Here is a 19,023-nt window from a genome sequence, read left to right on the forward strand (position 1 = left end):
TTCTAAAAAATCTTATCCTTTTTCATTGTAGAAAAACTGCTCTTTTACAATTTTGCCGTCTTGCACTTCATATACAGCTATCTCAGAAGTTTTTGAACGTTGCCCAGATGGTTTATGAGTCGTATCCATGGTAAACTTTACAGAAAACCAATTATCTGCTACAACAGGGTCTGAGGCCTTACTACTATGAACCTCAAAATTCTCCTGCCACCATTCTCCTTTTTTCTTTATACCTTCAAAACCTTCAACATAAGCACCTTCGGCCTTACCGTCATTTTCAATGCTCACAATTTTATCGCTATACAATTCCTGATAAGGTTTTTCAAAATCTCCGGCATTACACCATGCTACCAATTTAGAGGCAATTTCATCTGTTTCCATGATTGTTTGTTTTATGATTATCTCAACAAAATACAACACATTCCCCTGATTAACAAAGAACTGAAAATTATTTAAAATGAAATTAATATAACGGAGTGAAGAAAATACTTGTAGAATATAAAACCTATTTCCTTAGTTTGGCTCTATCACTAATTTGCTCGAAAGTAAATCGAACAACTGTTGAGTCTCTGTAGAATCTTTAAGATTGATGAAAAGTTTTAGTGAATCGTGATGAACAATTTTTATTTTTTGATTCTCTAAATTATCAACGTAAACATATACTTTATTTTCCGTAAGTGAATCTTTAAACTCCCTGAAAATTCCTTTTTCCTTTTCCATTGCAGAAAAACCATTAAGACGTACCATACCGGGAATTTTCGGAATTAACTCTACACTATCCAAAGCTGAAAAGGGAATTTCCTGTAAATAAAAACCAGATAAAACTCTAAAACCAGAAGCATCTGTTTTTGTCCAATTTTTAAAATGAAGAACAAAGGCGAACAAACAAATAATTACCGTTATTACGCCCAAAACATTCCATAATACATGACCCTTTTTCTGCATATCAATAGTAATTTTTCATTTTGAATATTGGTAAGCATTCTACACCAGTACCAATTACTCTATGAACGCACAAAAGTGGCGAAAATTTCCGATGGTGGTTAAAATTTTATTGACAACATCATTTATAACTTGCTAAGACCTCATTATATACCTAATTTAGGTATCAGTTTACGGACAGTCCCCATAAAAAAGTCCTTGAGCTATTAACCCCCATTCATATTTCAATTTTATGACCAAGAATACCAAAGAAGACAAAAGACTAAAAGACCATTATAGTAAAGAAAAAGATTGGCTTAAGTGGGGACCATACCTAAGCGAACGACAATGGGGAACGGTACGGGAAGATTACAGTGCTAACGGAGATGCATGGAACTACCTACCACATGACCATGCCAGAAGTAGAACCTACCGTTGGGGAGAAGATGGTATTGCAGGTATTTCCGATCGCTATTGCAATATCTGTTTTTCTGTGGCTCTTTGGAACGGCAAAGATCCTATTTTAAAGGAACGTTTATTTGGATTAACCGGCCCGCAAGGAAATCATGGCGAAGACGTAAAAGAACTCTATTACTATTTAGAGAATACGCCTTCGCATTCCTATATGAAACACCTTTATAAATATCCTCAAAATGAGTTTCCTTATAATCAATTGGTAGAAGAAAACCGCAATAGAGGAAAACACGATACGGAGTTTGAACTGCTAGATACTGGCATTTTTGACAACAACGAGTATTTTGATGTTCATACGGAATACGCAAAAGCCGAAGGAGAGGATATTTTAGTAAAAATCTCTGTCAGTAACCGCGGCCCAAAAGAAGCAATGGCGGTTGTTTTACCTACCATATGGATTCGAAATTTTTGGAGTTTCACCGGAATGGAGGAGAAGCCCATAATTAAGAAAAAAGGCAGTAAAAAAGCACCACATGTTACTGTAGACCATAGTTATGTTGGCAAATATAACCTGTATTTTGACGAGCCTTCTAGAGTACTATTTACTGAAAACGAAACCAATGCGGAACGGGTTTTTAACGGAACCAATGAGCATCCGTTTAAAAAAGATTTATTCCATGACGCCGTTATAGAAAATGATTTTTCTTTAGCTGAAAAAAATAAGGAGGGTACCAAGTGTGCTCCTATGTACGAATTGAACTTAGCTCCTGGTGAAACTAAGGTTATTAAATTAAGGCTCTCTAACCAAGATATTGACTCCCCTATTGATGATACTTTTGAGGCTGTTTTTGAAGAAAGAATTAAAGAATCACGCTCTTTCTTAGAATCCATAACTGAAAACTCGTCAGAAGAAGAAAGAGAAATACAGAAACAAGCTTTTGCAGGCCTACTCTGGACCAAACAATACTACAACTACGAAGTAGAACAATGGATTAAAGGAGACCCTGGCACTAACCCGCCGCATGAACGAAAACATGGCCGTAACAGCACATGGCAGACCTTTAGAAACCATGATATTCTCTCTATGCCCGATGCATGGGAATATCCTTGGTTTGCAGCTTGGGATTCTGCTTTTCATTGCGTTACCTTCTCTATGCTTGACCACGAGTTTGCAAAAAAACAACTTCTGCTCTTCACCAAAGAATGGTACATGGCCGCAAATGGTCAAATTCCTGCCTATGAATGGAATTTTAGTGACGTAAACCCTCCTGTCCAGGCATGGGCTGCCATTCAGATTTACCAGATGGAACTGCGTAAAACAGGTAAAGGAGACCTAAGTTTCTTAAAACGTATGTTCAATAAACTGGCCTTGAACTTCACTTGGTGGGTGAACAGAGAAGATAGCTTAAACAACAACGTCTTTGAAGGCGGATTTCTTGGCTTGGATAATATTGGAGTATTTGATCGTAGTAACGACATACCTGGTGGTGGTGTTCTAGAACAAGTAGATGGCACCTCTTGGATGGCACTTTACTGTTTAAATATGCTTGAAATTGCCCTTGAAATTTCACTGCACGACGATACCTTTGAAGATATGGCCCTTAAATATTTTGGGCACTTTGTATTTATAGCTGAGGCCTTAAATAAAATTACCGAAGAATCCATGAGCTCCTGGGATGAAAAAGAAGGGTTTTTCTACGATACCTTAATCCTTCCTGACGGCAAAAAAATACCAATTAAAGTCCGATCGATTTCCGGCCTGTTATCTATGGCTGCTGTTTTGAATATTAGAAAAGAATGTTTGGCAAAATTACCACGCTTTAAAGCTAGTATGGACTGGTACCGTACATACCGAGTAGAAAAACAGAAATATCAAGTTGTAGAAGAGTATGATCCTAACAAAGACGTATTGTTGTCTTTGGTTCCTAGAAAACGATTAGATATATTAATACATAGCATATTAGACGAATCAGAATTTTTGGCCGATTACGGTATTCGATCATTATCAAAAGCACATGAAACCAAATATCAAATAGAAATAAACGGTTCTATATATGGTATAAACTATGAACCTGCAGAATCGTCAACTGACCTATTTGGTGGAAACTCCAACTGGCGTGGACCTATTTGGATGCCAATGAACTATCTTTTTATAAGTTCCCTAAAAGAATATCATAACTATTATGGTGATGATTTAAAATTCGCTTATCCATCCGGAAGCGATAACCAACTGAACCTAAAAGAAATAGGATTTGAAATAAGTAAAAGACTGATTGGTATTTTCAAAAAAGATGAAAATGGAAACCGTCCTGTAAATGAGTTAGATAAAGAGAAATATACCGATGAGCATTTTAAAGACTTAATTCTGTTCTACGAATATTTTGATGGGAATAACGGCCGCGGTGTAGGTGCTTCACACCAAACTGGGTGGACTGCTTTGGTTGCAAATCTTATTGAAGAAATCAATAGATAAGACTAAGACAACAAACTGTATTAGCAAAAAGTGGGAATTACACCATAGTAGGTGTTAGTACTATAGGACTCTTAATGGTGAAGGTAAATGTAGCACCTTCACCAAGTTGGGAGAGAACGCTAATATTTCCACCTAAACCTTCAACTACCTTTTTTACTGTAGCCAGACCAATTCCTGTTCCTTTTTCTCCATAACGATCTTGTTCAGAGATCACCTCAAATATCTTGAAGATTTTCTCTTGATCATCTTTATGAATACCTGGTCCGTTATCTTTTACTAAAAACTCATAAAAAGCATCCTGCTCTCTTATCTCTAATTCTATTTCAATGTTAGGCTTATCGTTATATTTAATGGCGTTGGCGATTAAGTTAATTAAGATTTGTTCAACCGCCACCTTGTTCGCATAAATAGACTCTAAATTACTTTTTACCTTAATGGTGCACTCCTTCTGGCCACCAAACAGTTCATTAATGGTCCTTTGTAAATCAGTCAGAAGTATGGTAGTTTTATCGTCTATGTTAAACTGACCAGATTTACTATAATTAAGTAAGCCGGTAATAAGCTTTTTCAAAGTTTCTGAAGAACTCTTAATAAATTCAATAATTTGCTTTCCTTCATCATCGATTTTGGGTGCATAAAAATCTTGCAAGCAATTAGACAATGTAATAATATTATTTAACGGCGATTTTAAATCATGGGCAGCAACAGCAGCAAAATTATCTAGTTCGCGATTGGCAAGTTTAAGATCTTCATTTGCCTTTTCCAACTCCATTTTTTTCTTTCTAAGATCCAACAAGTTCATTACTTGATCAGAAAGTATCTTTAAAGCGCTAAGTTGACTTTCAGAAAGTTTTTTAGGCTCATGGTCAATGACGCATAGTGTTCCCAAAGGCAAACCGTTAGCTCCATTAAGAGTTACACCTGCATAAAAAACTACATTGGGATCACCTACTACTATGGGGTTATCATGAAACCGTTCATCAACTCTGGCATCTTCAACTACAAATAAATTATTTGTTTCATGAATGGTATGCCCACAAAAAGAATATTTTCTTTCTGTCTCGCTGGTATCAAGACCATGGTGTGCTTTAAACCATTGTCTATCCTTATCTAATAGTGTTATAACAGAAATTGGTGTACCACATATCTCAGAAGCCAGTAAGACCAAATTCTCATAATCTTCCTCTAACTCTGTATCCAGAATAGCATATGATTCTAAGAGTGCTAGTCGTTCTGCTTCACGTTCATGGTTTTTGGGGGCTATCATAAATGTAAGTTTTCACGGACTAGATTTATCGAAAAAACGCTAATCCTTAAATAAAACGGAATTCTTCTGTTTATCTTGTGTCTGATAAAGTTAAAAAAATAAACGTAAACTTATTCTTACATTTAACATAATTAACCAAACCGAACGGTACAATGAACAGCTACTTTTGAAACCAGATTCATCTTGAACCTATCCCAAACCAACATCTAGCGTCATCATTACAATAAAGCCGCCAATAAAGCCCATAGTAGCAATATCAGTATACTTGTCTTGTTGAGTTTCCGGTATTACTTCTTCTACAACAACAAAAATCATGGCTCCTGCAGCAAAAGATAAAGCGTAAGGTAAAATTGGTTGAAAAGTCATAACGGCCCAAGCACCTAAAACTGCCGCAATAGGTTCAACCAGAGCAGAAGCTTGTCCATACATAAAGCTTTTTGTTCTACTGAGCCCCTGTCTTCTTAACGGCATTGCAACAGCAAAACCCTCTGGAAAATTTTGTAAACCAATACCCAAAGCCAAAGCTACGGCACCACCTATGCTGGCTCCTTCAAAACCTGCGGCAACACCTCCAAAAAGTACACCTACAGCCAGACCTTCGGGAATATTATGAAGTGTTATAGCCAAGGTCAATAATGTGGTTCGATGCCACGGCGTTTTAATACCTTCCTTTTCAGTTTCTTTAAAATTAATATGCAAATGCGGGAGTATCTTATCCAACCCAAATATAAAGAGCGAACCTAGAAGAAATCCAACAGCGGCGGGAATCACTTTCACGAATCCATCACCAGGGCTCATTTCTATCCCTGGGGCCAAAAGACTCCAAAAACTGGCCGCTACCATAACACCCCCAGTAAAACCCAGCATACCATCTAAAAGTGCGCGGTTCATACCTTTAAATAAAAATACCAAAGCTGCGCCTGCAGCAGTTAAACCCCAAGTAAATAGCGTAGCGTAAAATGCTGCTAAAACCGGGTCTATAGATTCAAAATAATCAATTACCTCTTGCATATTATTCCGTTATTTTAAGATATAAATTTGCCGCAATTTGATCAGAGATACGAATATCCTTCCCCTTCACCTGAATATGCAACGATCCATCAAACTCTTCCTTTTCCAATACTAAAATCGTGTCCCCTAAAGCAATTCTATTTTTATCCAGAAATTTAAGAAATGGAGCGGACGAATCTTTGACACCAACACAGGTGCCACTTGTACCTACCGGTACTTCGTTCAAAAGCTTTTTTACAGCCTTTTTAAATTCCCCATTTTTTGACGGAATAGGATCCCCATGGGGATCTACTTGCGGAAAACCAAGAAGCTTATCTAAGCTATCCGTTAATTTTTCACTCTTAATGTGCTCCAATTGCTCGGCAACCTCATGTACCTCGTCCCAAGCAAAGTTTAATTTTTCAACTAAAAAAACTTCCCACAATCTATGCTTTCTAACAAGAGTCAAGGCCACTTTTAGACCATGTTCCGTGAGACAGACCCCTTTATATTTTCTGTAGTTAGCAACGCCCTTCTCCGAAAGTTTCTTCATCATATCTGTTACGGAAGAAGGTTTTGTCTTCATTTGCTCCGCAACCTCATTGGTTGAAACAATATTGTTCTCTCCCTTTCCTAGGTGATAAATAGCTTTTATATAATCTTCTTCTGATAGTGTCATAAAATTTCAATCATACAAAAATACATTTTTATATCTAAAAACAAATATTTAGCTTTGTCTAAATATTTGTTTATACTGATGAAAATCAAATTAAAATCGAATCTATATTTATTATGTATTCTACTAACAGGTTTAGTAAATGCTCAAAATAGTAGCATTACTGGAATTATTACAGATGACCAAGGAACGGTTCCGTTTGCAAATATTTATTTAAAAGGCACTAAACTTGGGACTTCATCCTCAGAAGATGGCACGTATAATTTGAAGGATATACCCGCCGGAACATATAAACTAAAAGTTTCAGTCATAGGATATCAAGATTTCTCTACAAAAATCACTTTGGAATCAAATGAAAATAAAACGCTCGATATTAAGATAAACCCTGCTTCTGAGCAATTAGAAGAAATGGTTGTCACCGGAACACTAAAAGCAGTTAGCAGATCTGAAAGTCCTGTTCCCGTAGAAGTTTACAGCCCCACATTTCTTAAGAAAAATCCAACTGCTAGTATTTTTGAAGCATTACAAAATGTAAATGGTGTACGACCACAAATTAACTGTAATGTCTGTAATACCGGTGATATTCATATTAATGGACTTGAAGGCCCTTATACACTAGTACTTATTGATGGAATGCCCATTGTTAGTGGGTTAGGTACAGTATATGGCCTTTCCGGAATACCAAATTCTTTAATTGAACAGATAGAAATTGTAAAAGGACCAGCCTCTAGTCTTTATGGTAGCGAAGCTGTTGGCGGACTCATAAACATAATTACAAAAAACACCTCTGACGCACCTACTTTTTTTGCGGATACCTTCGTAACCGGTTGGGGAGAAGTAAATCTTGATGTAGGCACAAAAGCCAGTATTGGCAAAAAAACAGATGTGTTATTGGGCATTAACTATTTTAATTACTCAAACCCTATTGATAACAACGGTGATAATTTCACAGACCTAACCTTACAAGACCGTATTTCGATTTTTCAGAAATGGAACTTTGAACGTAACGAAAATCGGATTTTCTCCCTTGCGGGCCGCTTTTTCTACGAAGACCGTTGGGGCGGAGAGATGCAATGGACACCAGAATTTAGAGGAGGAGATGAGATTTACGGAGAAAGTATATATACCCGTAGATGGGAAGTTTTAGGAAAGTACCAGTTACCTATTAAAGAAAAAGTGCTTTTTTCATTTTCCTATAATGACCATAGCCAAAACTCAGTTTATGGAAACGTACCCTATTTGGCCGATCAACGTATTGGATTTGGGCAATTCACATGGGATAAAACTCTAGACAAACATGATATTCTGGTGGGAACTGCTTTGAGGTATAATTATTACGATGATAATACTACCGCAACCGTAGCTGCGGATGAAGTGGTTATACCCAGCTTGTTCGTACAAGATGAAATATCATTTACAGAGCAACACTCCCTTTTACTGGGCATGCGCTACGATTATGATAAAAGACACGGCAGTATTTACACTCCAAGAATGGCATACAGGTACAAGATAACAGATAACGATATTTTACGACTTAATGCCGGTACAGGTTTTAGGGTTGTTAATCTGTTTACTGAAGAACACGCCGCCCTAACTGGTGCCCGAGAAGTTGTGGTTACAGAAGAGCTTAACCCAGAGAAATCGTTAAACATCAATTTAAATTACCTAAAAAAGATATATGCGGACAATGGTACTTTTGTTAGTATAGATGCTTCTCTTTTTTACACTCATTTTAGTAATGCCATCTTGCCGGATTACGATACGGACCCAAATAAAATTATCTATGACAACCTAAATGGCAAATCGGTTTCAAAAGGAGCAAGTGCCAATGTTGACTTTTCATTTCCAAGCGGATTAAAACTTTTGGTAGGTGCTACATATCAAGATGTGAGTCAAACGGAGGATGGCATCACCCAACGGCAAATACTCACCGAGAGTTATTCTGGAACATGGAGTGCCTCTTACGAATTTAAAAGACTTAATTTATCAGTAGACTATTCCGGAAACCTTTATGGACCCATGCGCTTACCACTTCTGGGCGATTTAGACCCCCGTAGCGAGTATTCGCCTACATGGAGTATTCAAAATATACAATTCACCTATAAAGGACTTGAAAATTTTGAGTTCTATGGAGGTATAAAAAACCTTTTGGATTGGACGCCTAACCGTGGAAACCCTTTTATCATTGCCCGTGCGAACGACCCGTTTGATAACAATGTAACCTTTGAGGACCAAAGTGGCAATAAGTATGTTGGTGCACAAAATATACCTGAATCTGCTTCTGGTATTTCCGCTGTAGCTACAGCAAACAACCCAAACGCGTTAACTTTTGACCCATCTTATGTATATGGACCCAACCAAGGTATTCGTGGTTTCTTTGGTTTACGCTATCGCATTAATTAAAAATTGAATGAGCTTGAATAGAATCGCTATTTTTGAGAAAGTAACTACTCTAAAATAAGTCTTGGAAAAAGAAACAAATTTTGACTACATCATTATAGGCGCGGGCGCAGCTGGTCTAATGCTCGCTAGTGCCATGGTCAAAGATGACTTTTTCTTAAACAAGTCTATTTTGTTGTTAGATAAGGATGCTAAAATAGCTAACGATAGAACTTGGTGTTTTTGGGAAAAAGGCGAAGGAGAGTTTAAATCTATCGTTTCTAAAACATGGAACAACATTTACTTTGGAAGCACAGAATTCTCACAAGACTATGCGATTGCCCCGTACCAATACAAAATGGTCTATGGAGCTGATTTCTACAGGGCTTATTTTGATAGACTAAAAGACAAACCAAATATTTCTTTTAGGCAAGAACAGGTCACAAGCGTAATAGATGAAGGTTCTATAGTAATTATTACCACAGACTATTCCAGTTATTCCGCGTCAAAAGTCTTTACAAGTAGTTTTGATTACAAAATGGCAACCCATCAAAAAAAATATCCTGTACTACAACAGCATTTTTTAGGGTGGACCATAAAAACGGAAAAACCTATTTTTAATCCTGATCAAGCCACTTATATGGATTTTTCCATTCCACAGAAAGGAAATATCCGTTTTATGTATATCCTTCCATTTTCTAAAAACGAAGCTTTAGTGGAATACACCCTATTTTCCGAAAATCGTTTACAAAAAGAAGAATATGAAGAAGCTTTGGTCCGTTATTTAGAAAATAATTTGGACTGTGGCACTTACGAAATCACCGAAACGGAACGGGGCAGCATACCGATGACCGCTTATAATTTCAGAGAACACCATACAAAAAACATACGTTATATAGGTACTGCTGGCGGATGGGCAAAACCCAGTACAGGTTATACCTTTATGAGTACTGCCAAGAAAGTTCCGGTGTTAATTGAATTCATTAAGACAGGAAAACCTCTAAACAAGTTGAGTTTTAAGAATAGGTATGGGTTCTACGATTTATTATTTCTAGATGTACTAGCCAAGCACAATGACCAGGGACATAAAATATTTGAATCGCTCTTTAAAAGCTGCCCGCCACAATTAATATTTAAATTTCTAGATGAGGACACTACCCTCTTGGAAGATTTCAAATTTATATCTGCTTGTCCTACAAAACCCTTTGTAAAGGCATTGTTAAGAAGAATTTAAGCAATAAGATTCGCCTCACCTTATTTTCAAATTCATAATTAATATACTTCAATATTATTTATTTAACAAAAAATTATAATTTTAATTATAATTAACTATTTTTAACTCAATTTAACTCACTAAACAATAATTTATGAATTACGAACCCTTTTTTAGGAGGAAGGGCGGCTTGCTCAAACTTTGCCGTTTCTTAACACTATTTTTATTTCTTGGAGGAATTTCACTTCCGTCTATTTACGCACAAGAAATTTCTGTTTCCGGTACAATTACCTCCGCATCGGATGGACTTCCACTTCCTGGTGTTTCTGTCCTTGACACTGAAGACCCATCAACGGGCGTTGTCGCTGATTTTGATGGAAATTTTACTATCTCTTTAAAAAATGGCAATACTAGCCTAAGATTTTCTTACATCGGCTTTAAGCCACTTATTACTCCAGTAAATGGTCAAAAAACCCTTAATGTAGCAATGGAAGAAGATGTTGCTAATCTAGATGAAGTTGTAGTCGTTGGTTACGGCACGCAAAAAAAGGCAACGGTAACGGGTGCTGTAACAGCAGTACAAGGAGCAATATTAGAGAGCTCTCCTGCAATAAGTGTATCTAACTCCTTGGCGGGTCGTCTACCAGGTGTAGTTATTATACAGACTAGTGGTGAGCCTGGTAATGATGAGTCTAGTATTAACATTCGAGGCCAAAACACTTTAGGTAACAATCAACCTTTAATAGTTATTGATGGTATTCCTGACAGAGATGGTGGTGTGGGTAGATTAAACCCAGATGATATTGCAAACATTTCGGTACTTAAAGATGCTTCTGCAGCCATATATGGTGCAAGAGCTGCGAATGGTGCATTAATAGTTACTACGAAACAAGGTAAAGCGGGTAAAACAACAGTAACCTATAAGGCAGATTTTGGTTTAGCAAGACCTACGAGCGTTCCTAACATGGCAAATGCTTCTGAGTATTTGACAATTATGAACGAATTATCAATTTTTAATAGTAACATTCCTGTTGATCAATGGGATGCTGCTTGGGCCAATATGCAGTCTCAAGGCAACTATACGATTCCGGGTACCGATGAAACGGTTAATGCTGCATTTAGCCCTGAAACCGTTAGAGGCCATAGAGAAGGTCTTGACCCTTGGCTTTATCCGGACACCGATTGGTTTGATTCTACTTTCAAGAATTATGCTGAGCAAAGTCGCCATAATCTTTCGGTTAGCGGCGGTAGTGAAGCCGCTAGGTTTTATACTTCTATAGGTTACACTGATCAAGATGCTATCTATAAAAATTCAGCGAATAGGTATCAGCAGTACAATTTTCGTATCAATACGGATATTGAAGTAAATGAGTACATAAAAACAAAACTTGGTTTTTCTTATCGTAAAGAAGACAGGACTTTTCCAACTCAAGGAGCGGGTGCTATTTTCCGAATGCTTATGCGTGGTAGACCAAATGAAACTGCCGTATGGCCAAATGGACTTCCAGGTCCGGATATTGAAAATGGACAGCAGCCTGTAGTTGTTACAACAAATGCAACAGGTTACGATAAACGCCCAACAGATTACCTTCAATTAACTGCGTCGGTAGACATAACTAATCCATGGGTAAAAGGTCTGAAGATGACTTTGCTAACAGGTGTAGACCAAAGCCAACAACGTCAGAAACTATGGGAAACTCCTTGGACCCTCTATTCTCTAGATAGAGACAATTACGTTGCTACGGGAAATCCAGTTTTAACAGGAGCTATTAAATCAAACTTCACAGACCCAAGATTAACTCAATTTTCAGCCAATAATCTTAATGTAAATTTAACGGGGCTTATTACTTATGATACAACTTTTGGAGATGATCACGCACTGGGGTTATTGGCCGGCGTAACAAGAGAATCTTTCCAAGGAGAGTTCTTCTCTGCATTTAGAAGAAATTACCTCTCTCCTGCAGTCGATCAGTTGTTTGCCGGTGGATCTGACCAACAAAATACCAATGGTAGTGGTTTCAATAGAACCAGACTAGGGTACTATGGTAGATTTCAATATGATTACAAAGAAAAGTATTTGGCTGAAATCATTTGGAGATATGATGGTTCTTATATCTTTCCAGGCGCAGACCGTTTTGGATTTTTCCCAGGTGTACTTGCAGGATGGAACATTTCCAAAGAAGATTGGTTTAATGTAAAAGCAATTGATTTCCTAAAACTGAGAGCTTCTTATGGACAGATGGGTAATGACCAAGTTTTCTTTAATGATGAATTACAAGAATATGCCTTTTTGAATACATACGGGTTTGGAGAGTATCCAATAGATGGAAATGTTGTAACTACCTTACAAGAAACAGTTTTACCCAATTCTAGCTTTACTTGGGAGAAAGCAAATAACCTGAATGTAGGTCTTGACGGAATTATTATTGACGGAAGTCTAAGCTTCACATTAGAATATTTCCTAAACAAGAGAGATCAAATTTTAATTCAAGAAACTGGGTCTACACCAGGCTCATCAGGTATATCAACCCTTCTACCTCCTGTAAATGCAGGAAAAGTAAGTAACGAAGGTTTTGAATTTTCATTTAACTATTACGGCGGGAACGAAGATGGCTTCAAGTATGAAATAGGATTCAATGGAGGCTACGCCAAAAACACTGTAGACTTTTTGGATGAAGTTCCAGGAATTCCTGACTACCAAAAAATGGAAGGCAAGCCTATTGGTTCATTCTTAGTCTATGAGTCTGATGGGGTATTCAAAGATTTATCTGATATTTCTAGTAATACACTAGATTATAGTGCCGTGAAAGGTGATTTGGAACCAGGTGATATGAAGTTTAAAGATGTTAACGGAGATGGTGCCATTAATGATTTAGACCAAGTAAGATTGGACGAGAGTTTATTTCCTAATTTCAACTACGGTGTTACCCTTAATGCTTCATATAAGAACTGGGACCTTTCCGTTCTTTTTCAAGGTGCCACTGGAGCAAAACTTCCTATTCAGACGGAATCCGGTGATATCGGAAACTACTTGAAGTACAGTTATGATAACAGATGGAGTATTGACAACCCAAGCAGCGAACACCCAAGATTAGCAAGTAGAGGTGACACCTACTATTCTGGAGGCGCTTATGGCAACAATACATATAACTTGTATGATAAAGATTATTTAAGGTTGAAAAATGTTCAACTGGCATATGATTTTCCAAGTAAATTGGTTGAACCCTTCGGTCTTTCAAAATTTAGAGTTTACGTAAGCGGGTTGAATTTAGTTACGTGGGCTAAACAAGATATTTATGACCCTGAGTCAACGGTAACGAATGGACAGTTTTATCCTCAGCAATCCGTATTTAACACAGGGTTTAGTTTAACATTTTAATAAAAAGTCATGAAAAAAGAAAGATTATTAATTTTAGGACTATTGGTGGTTGCTATGCTACCAATTTCCTGTAAAGAGGATTTTCTAGATACCCAACCCTTAGACAAAATCTCGGCTGATGCCACATGGTCTGACGGAGCGCTTTCTGAAGCATTCGTATTCAATGTATATGCATCATTGGGCTATGGTGGGTTTGAGGAAGAAAGTCTAGCCTCTCTTACAGATGAAGCTATGTTTACTCACTCTGGACGAGGTATAAACGTTATAAATGAGGGGACGCTATCTGCTGCAACTACCGGAAACGTTAACATAATTCCACAGTGGAACGAACTCTTCTCGGCAGTTAGAAAAGCTAATATCGCTCTACAGCAATTACCAGAATCAACTTTTGATAATGCAGATCTTAAAGATCGCTTAATGGGTGAATCTTATTTTTTAAGAGCATATTACTACCATCAACTAATGCGTTATTATGGTAGCGCACCACTTATTGACAAGCCTTATGATCTTAATGAAGATTATTCTATTGCTCGAGGTACTTATGCTGAAAACGTAGATTTTGTACTTAATGATATAGAAATGGCCATAACACTTCTTGACGGTAAAGACCAAACTCGCGGACGAGCTTCCAAACTTAGCGCAATGGGTTTAAAATCTAGAGTTTTGCTTTATGCCGCCAGTGATTTACGTGATGGTCCCACAGCCACTTCTAAATCTTCAGTTATTAGTAGTTACTCTAACTTAGATTTAGTGGCCTACCCATCCGGTGATCGTGATGCAAGATGGACAGCAGCTAGAACTGCATCCAAGGAAATTTTGGATATGACCTCAGGGTACAAATTAAACCTTTCTGCACCCGTATCTGCAGAAGAAGGTTTTCAAAATTACTTGTCTGTTTCAATGGGTGGTGGTAGTGCAATCGGAGATGCCGCAGCTAATGTTGAACTTCTTTTTGAACGTACACACTCACCATTATTTACACAAGAAAGCAACTGGCCTCTAGGAGGCATACACCAAGGTATTAACAATGGGCCTAATGGATATCACAACTGGGCCGGAAACACTCCTATTCAACAGTTGGTAGACGATTACCAAATGATGGATGGGTCTGATTTTGACTGGGAAAACCCTGCTCATGCTGCTGACCCATATGCTAACCGTGACCCTAGACTAAAAGCAACAATACTTTATGATGGTGCTGACTGGAAGCCACGACCTGATGATGTAATCGCAATAGATCCTAATAATCAGATACAAACCGGATCTTATGACGATGGAAAAGGTGAAAAAATTGCAGGGGTAGATACCCGTAGTTCGGCAATTGAAAACTGGAACGGTAGTAGAACCGGGTATTACGTTCGTAAATTTATTGATGCCGATCCTGCAATCGTTGACAACCAATCAAGCGCACAGGTAATTCCATGGCCTTTTATTCGTTATACGGAAATAGTCCTAAATTATGTAGAAGCTTCAATTGCCCTTGGTGACGAAGGTGAAGCTAGAGCTTGGCTAAATAAAATACGCTACAGAGTAGGAATGCCCGAGATAACAGCTTCAGGTGACGAACTAGTAGAAGCATATAGAAACGAGCGTAGAGTAGAACTTGCATACGAAGAACATCGTTATCACGACGCAAGACGCTGGATGATTGCTGGAGAAACCTTAGGACGTGTGATTAAAACCATGAAAGTCGAGGCAACCTTAAAGCCTGGTGCAACGGCTCATGCCCCGTACAAATATGACCCAGCTGTTTATGATTACACATATAATGTGGTAGACAATACGGACAATGAGACCAGAACTTGGGATGATAAGATGTATTTTATGCCTATAAGTAGAGATGAAATTAATCGTAATGATTTATTGACTCAAAACCCTGGGTATTAATCCCACTTAATAATTTTTGTTGAAAATCTATCCGTTACTTAGCGGATAGATTTTTACTTTTATACTATGACCACATCTCTTACCTCATACTTTGAATGGAAATATTTATTGATTGTTTTTTTGGCTCTTAGCTGTAAAAACGAAACGAAGACACCCGAAGCCAATCTAGAAAAAAACAGTAGTGAACTATTTACTCTATTGGCTCCAGAGGAGACAAATATTCATTTTCAAAATGAACTTAATGAAGGTTTAAATGCCAATGTGTTGGTATATGAATATCTTTATAACGGTGGAGGTGTTGCTACGGGAGATTTTAATGGTGATAATCAAATTGATATTTACTTTACTTCCAATATGGGAGAAAACAAGTTCTACATCAACCAAGGTGAAATGACATTTCTTGATGCTACCAAAACGGCAAAAGTAGGTGGCAGACCGGGACCATGGAAAACTGGTGTTTCTGCCGCCGATGTTAACGGCGACGGAAAATTAGACCTTTACCTTTGTTATTCTGGTGCTCTACCGCCACAAAAACGTAGTAATCAACTCTTCATTAACCAAGGTAATGACCAAAACGGTACACCTATATTCGAAGAGCAAGCTAAAAAATACGGTCTTGATAGTGAAGCCTTTAGTAATCAAGGTTTCTTTTTTGATTACGACCATGATAATGATTTGGATATGTTATTGCTCAATCATAATCCAAAATCTCTTCCTGTATTAAATGAACGAAGTTCTAAAGAGTTATTAAAAAAAGACGACCTTTTACAAGGGGTCAGACTATACGAACAGAACAATGGTACATTTTCAGATATCACTACTATAGCTGGAATTAGTGGGTCAGCGCTTACCTATGGATTAGGTATAGGCATCAGTGACCTCAATAATGACGGGTGGTCAGACTTTTACGTATCTAACGACTACACTATACCAGACTATTTATATATTAACAATAAAGACGGAACATTTACCAACTCAATAAAAGAACAGATTGGGCATACCAGTCATTTTTCAATGGGTAACGACATTGCTGATATAAATAATGACGGTTGGTCTGATATTTTTACTTTAGATATGCTCCCAGAGAGTAACAACAGACAAAAGCTACTCTTAGCACCGGATAACTATGAAAAATTTGATTTGAACATTCGCAGTGGGTTTCATTACCAATACATGCGTAATATGTTGCAATTAAATAATGGTAATGGTACATATAGCGAAATAGGGCAACTGGCTGGTATATCTAACACAGATTGGAGCTGGGCGGCACTATTTGCGGACTATGATAATGATGGATACAAAGATTTATATGTAACCAATGGTTACTTTAAGGATTACACTAATCTGGACTTTATAAATTACATGGAAGATTATGTAAAATCTAAAGGACGATTAAAGCGAGAAGATGTATTAGAAATAATTCAGCAAATGCCATCTTCTAATTTAACGAACTACTATTTTTCAAATCAACAAGGAAAGACTTTTAGCAACGAAACGGAAAGTAATGGCATGGGGCAACCTTCTAACAGTAATGGTGCCGCCTATGCAGATTTAGATAATGATGGGGACTTAGATTTAATTGTCAATAATATTAATAAACCTGCATTTGTCTATAGAAATGAAGCAAACAAAACCGAATCTAATTATCTTAATATTCAACTTAAAGGGGAAGGCCATAATACTCAAGGAATTGGCTCTAAAATAACTATCTATACAGATGGCAATCAGCAAAATATAGAGCAAATGCCCACTAGAGGGTATTTATCTACCGTTTCCTCTGTTTTACATTTTGGACTTGGTAAGACAAATGAAATTGATTCTCTAAAAATACTTTGGAATACAGGGAAAAGCCAAACTATATTCAATGCCGTAGCTAACCAAACAATAATAGCCAATGAAAAAAATGCAGAACTGATAAATGAAAAAACCCTATCCCAAAAGGTTGTTTTCAAAAAAAAGAGTCAGGTAATAGATTACCTGCACCAAGGCTCTTCAATTAATGATTTTAAAAGACAATCACTACTAATCTCTCAACTTTCCCATACTGGACCGTGCATGATTAATGAAGATATTAATCATGATGGTTTAAAAGATTTTATTATCGGGGGAGGTAAAAATCAAAGTACAGCCCTGTACCTTCAACACAAAAATAACCGTTTTATTCGTCAATCTGTTCCGGACTTTGAAACCGATAAAAAAAGTCATGATACAGATGTAATGATTTTTGATGCCAATGGAGATAACCATCCTGATATTTATATAGCCAGTGGAGGCTATCACGATTACCAACAACATGATGCCTTATTAGAAGACCGGCTTTATCTTGGTAATGGCAAAGGAGATTTTACTAGAAAAAGGAATGCTCTTCCTAAAATCTTTTCAACTACGGGCTCTATAGCGGTAGAAGACGTAAATGGAGATGGTTTTCCTGATATTTTTGGAGGAGGAAGTATAATACCCGGGAAATACCCGGAAACAGCAGACAACTACCTTCTAATTAACGATGGTAACGGAATCTTTAAGAACGAAATAAAGTTCTTGGCTCCCGAAGCAGAACATCTTGGAATGGTTACGGATACAGAGTGGTTCGATGTAAATAATGATGGCAAAAAGGATCTTATAATTGTGGGCAAATGGATGCCTATCTCAATTTTCGTAAATGTAAATGGTAAGTTGGTAAATAAAACTAGTTCTTTAATTAGCCAACCATTAAAAGGCTGGTGGAACACCATAAAAATAGATGATTTCAATTCTGACGGAAAACCAGATATTATTGTAGGCAACATAGGAACTAACACCCAATTTTCAGTTTCTTCGAAGGAACCTGCTGAACTATATTTTAAAGATTTTGATAAAAACGGCTCTATAGACCCTCTGTTTACTTTCTATATTCAGGGTTCCAATTATCCCTATCTTACCCGAGATGAACTTTTGGGTCAATTACCCGGTAAAAGAAATAAATTTAATAGTTATAAAAGCTATGCAGACGCAAACATAAATACTATTTTTTCTGATTATGATTTAAAAGATGCTCAAAAGCTTACAGCAAATGAAATGGAAACATCCTTATTACTATCTAATACAAAAGGTACTTATGACATAGCAAAACTACCTTTGGAAGCTCAATATGCACCAACACATTCTATAGTTGTAAGCGATTTTAATATTGATGGAAACCAAGACCTTCTACTTTTTGGAAATCATAACCATTACAAATTACGTTTGGGAAAATTTGATGCAAATTATGGTGCTCTTTTCTATGGAAATGGAAAAGGTAATTTTAATTACCGAACACAAATTGAATCTGGCCTAAAGGTTAAGGGCCCTGTACAAAGCGCTATTTGGGATAACAACCAATTATATTTAGGAATCTATGGCAGCGAGATACAGACCTACGAACTTGCTAAATAGCATTTGGAATAAA

The 19,023-nt window shown here is 37.1% G+C and carries 11 protein-coding genes; 6 read left to right on the forward strand and 5 right to left on the reverse strand.

The features are described from left to right. Positions 1-12 precede the first annotated feature (12 nt). Together IWB64_RS04885 and IWB64_RS04890 are read right to left on the reverse strand one after the other, a co-directional pair. Entirely contained in the window at positions 13-381 is a 369-nt protein-coding gene (locus IWB64_RS04885) for a nuclear transport factor 2 family protein (protein WP_194532937.1), read from the reverse strand. Positions 382-513: 132 nt separating this feature from the next. Further along, positions 514-945 carry a hypothetical protein gene (locus tag IWB64_RS04890; RefSeq protein ID WP_194532938.1) on the reverse strand — a complete coding sequence of 144 codons (432 nt, stop codon included), beginning with the start codon at positions 943-945 and terminating at the stop codon, positions 514-516. Between the two features lie 229 nt (positions 946-1,174). Here IWB64_RS04890 and IWB64_RS04895 point away from each other — a divergent pair, with 229 nt between their 5' ends. Continuing rightward, on the forward strand, positions 1,175-3,808 hold the full coding sequence (locus IWB64_RS04895; protein ID WP_194532939.1) for an MGH1-like glycoside hydrolase domain-containing protein: 2,634 nt from the start codon (positions 1,175-1,177) through the stop codon (positions 3,806-3,808). Between the two features lie 37 nt (positions 3,809-3,845). Here IWB64_RS04895 and IWB64_RS04900 read toward each other — a convergent pair whose 3' ends face one another. The 3 genes from IWB64_RS04900 to IWB64_RS04910 form a co-directional block, all read right to left on the reverse strand. Beyond that, positions 3,846-5,075 carry a sensor histidine kinase gene (locus IWB64_RS04900; protein ID WP_194532940.1) on the reverse strand — a complete coding sequence of 410 codons (1,230 nt, stop codon included), beginning with the start codon at positions 5,073-5,075 and terminating at the stop codon, positions 3,846-3,848. 189 nt (positions 5,076-5,264) lie between these two features. Beyond that, positions 5,265-6,086: a ZIP family metal transporter gene (locus tag IWB64_RS04905; protein WP_194532941.1), complete on the reverse strand. Its 822-nt coding sequence runs from the start codon at positions 6,084-6,086 to the stop codon at positions 5,265-5,267. A 1-nt stretch (position 6,087) separates the two neighbouring features. After that, positions 6,088-6,744, reverse strand: a complete 657-nt coding sequence (locus IWB64_RS04910) for a metal-dependent transcriptional regulator (protein ID WP_194532942.1) — start codon at positions 6,742-6,744, stop codon at positions 6,088-6,090. Between the two features lie 78 nt (positions 6,745-6,822). On the opposite strand from IWB64_RS04910, the gene IWB64_RS04915 reads away from it, so the two are divergent. The 5 genes from IWB64_RS04915 to IWB64_RS04935 all read left to right on the forward strand — a co-directional run bounded on the left by IWB64_RS04915 (position 6,823) and on the right by IWB64_RS04935 (position 19,010). After that, positions 6,823-9,144 carry a TonB-dependent receptor gene (locus tag IWB64_RS04915; protein ID WP_194532943.1) on the forward strand — a complete coding sequence of 774 codons (2,322 nt, stop codon included), beginning with the start codon at positions 6,823-6,825 and terminating at the stop codon, positions 9,142-9,144. Between the two features lie 61 nt (positions 9,145-9,205). Then, positions 9,206-10,354, forward strand: coding sequence for a lycopene cyclase family protein (locus IWB64_RS04920; protein ID WP_226975810.1), 1,149 nt, complete (start codon positions 9,206-9,208; stop codon positions 10,352-10,354). Positions 10,355-10,487: 133 nt separating this feature from the next. Then, positions 10,488-13,712 carry a SusC/RagA family TonB-linked outer membrane protein gene (locus IWB64_RS04925; RefSeq protein ID WP_194532944.1) on the forward strand — a complete coding sequence of 1,075 codons (3,225 nt, stop codon included), beginning with the start codon at positions 10,488-10,490 and terminating at the stop codon, positions 13,710-13,712. Positions 13,713-13,721: 9 nt separating this feature from the next. Next, on the forward strand, positions 13,722-15,599 hold the full coding sequence (locus IWB64_RS04930; RefSeq protein ID WP_194532945.1) for a RagB/SusD family nutrient uptake outer membrane protein: 1,878 nt from the start codon (positions 13,722-13,724) through the stop codon (positions 15,597-15,599). A 66-nt stretch (positions 15,600-15,665) separates the two neighbouring features. Then, positions 15,666-19,010 carry a VCBS repeat-containing protein gene (locus IWB64_RS04935; RefSeq protein WP_194532946.1) on the forward strand — a complete coding sequence of 1,115 codons (3,345 nt, stop codon included), beginning with the start codon at positions 15,666-15,668 and terminating at the stop codon, positions 19,008-19,010. Positions 19,011-19,023: the final 13 nt, after the last annotated feature.

The sequence above is a fragment of the Zobellia nedashkovskayae genome, assembly GCF_015330125.1.
Classification (GTDB): domain Bacteria; phylum Bacteroidota; class Bacteroidia; order Flavobacteriales; family Flavobacteriaceae; genus Zobellia; species Zobellia nedashkovskayae.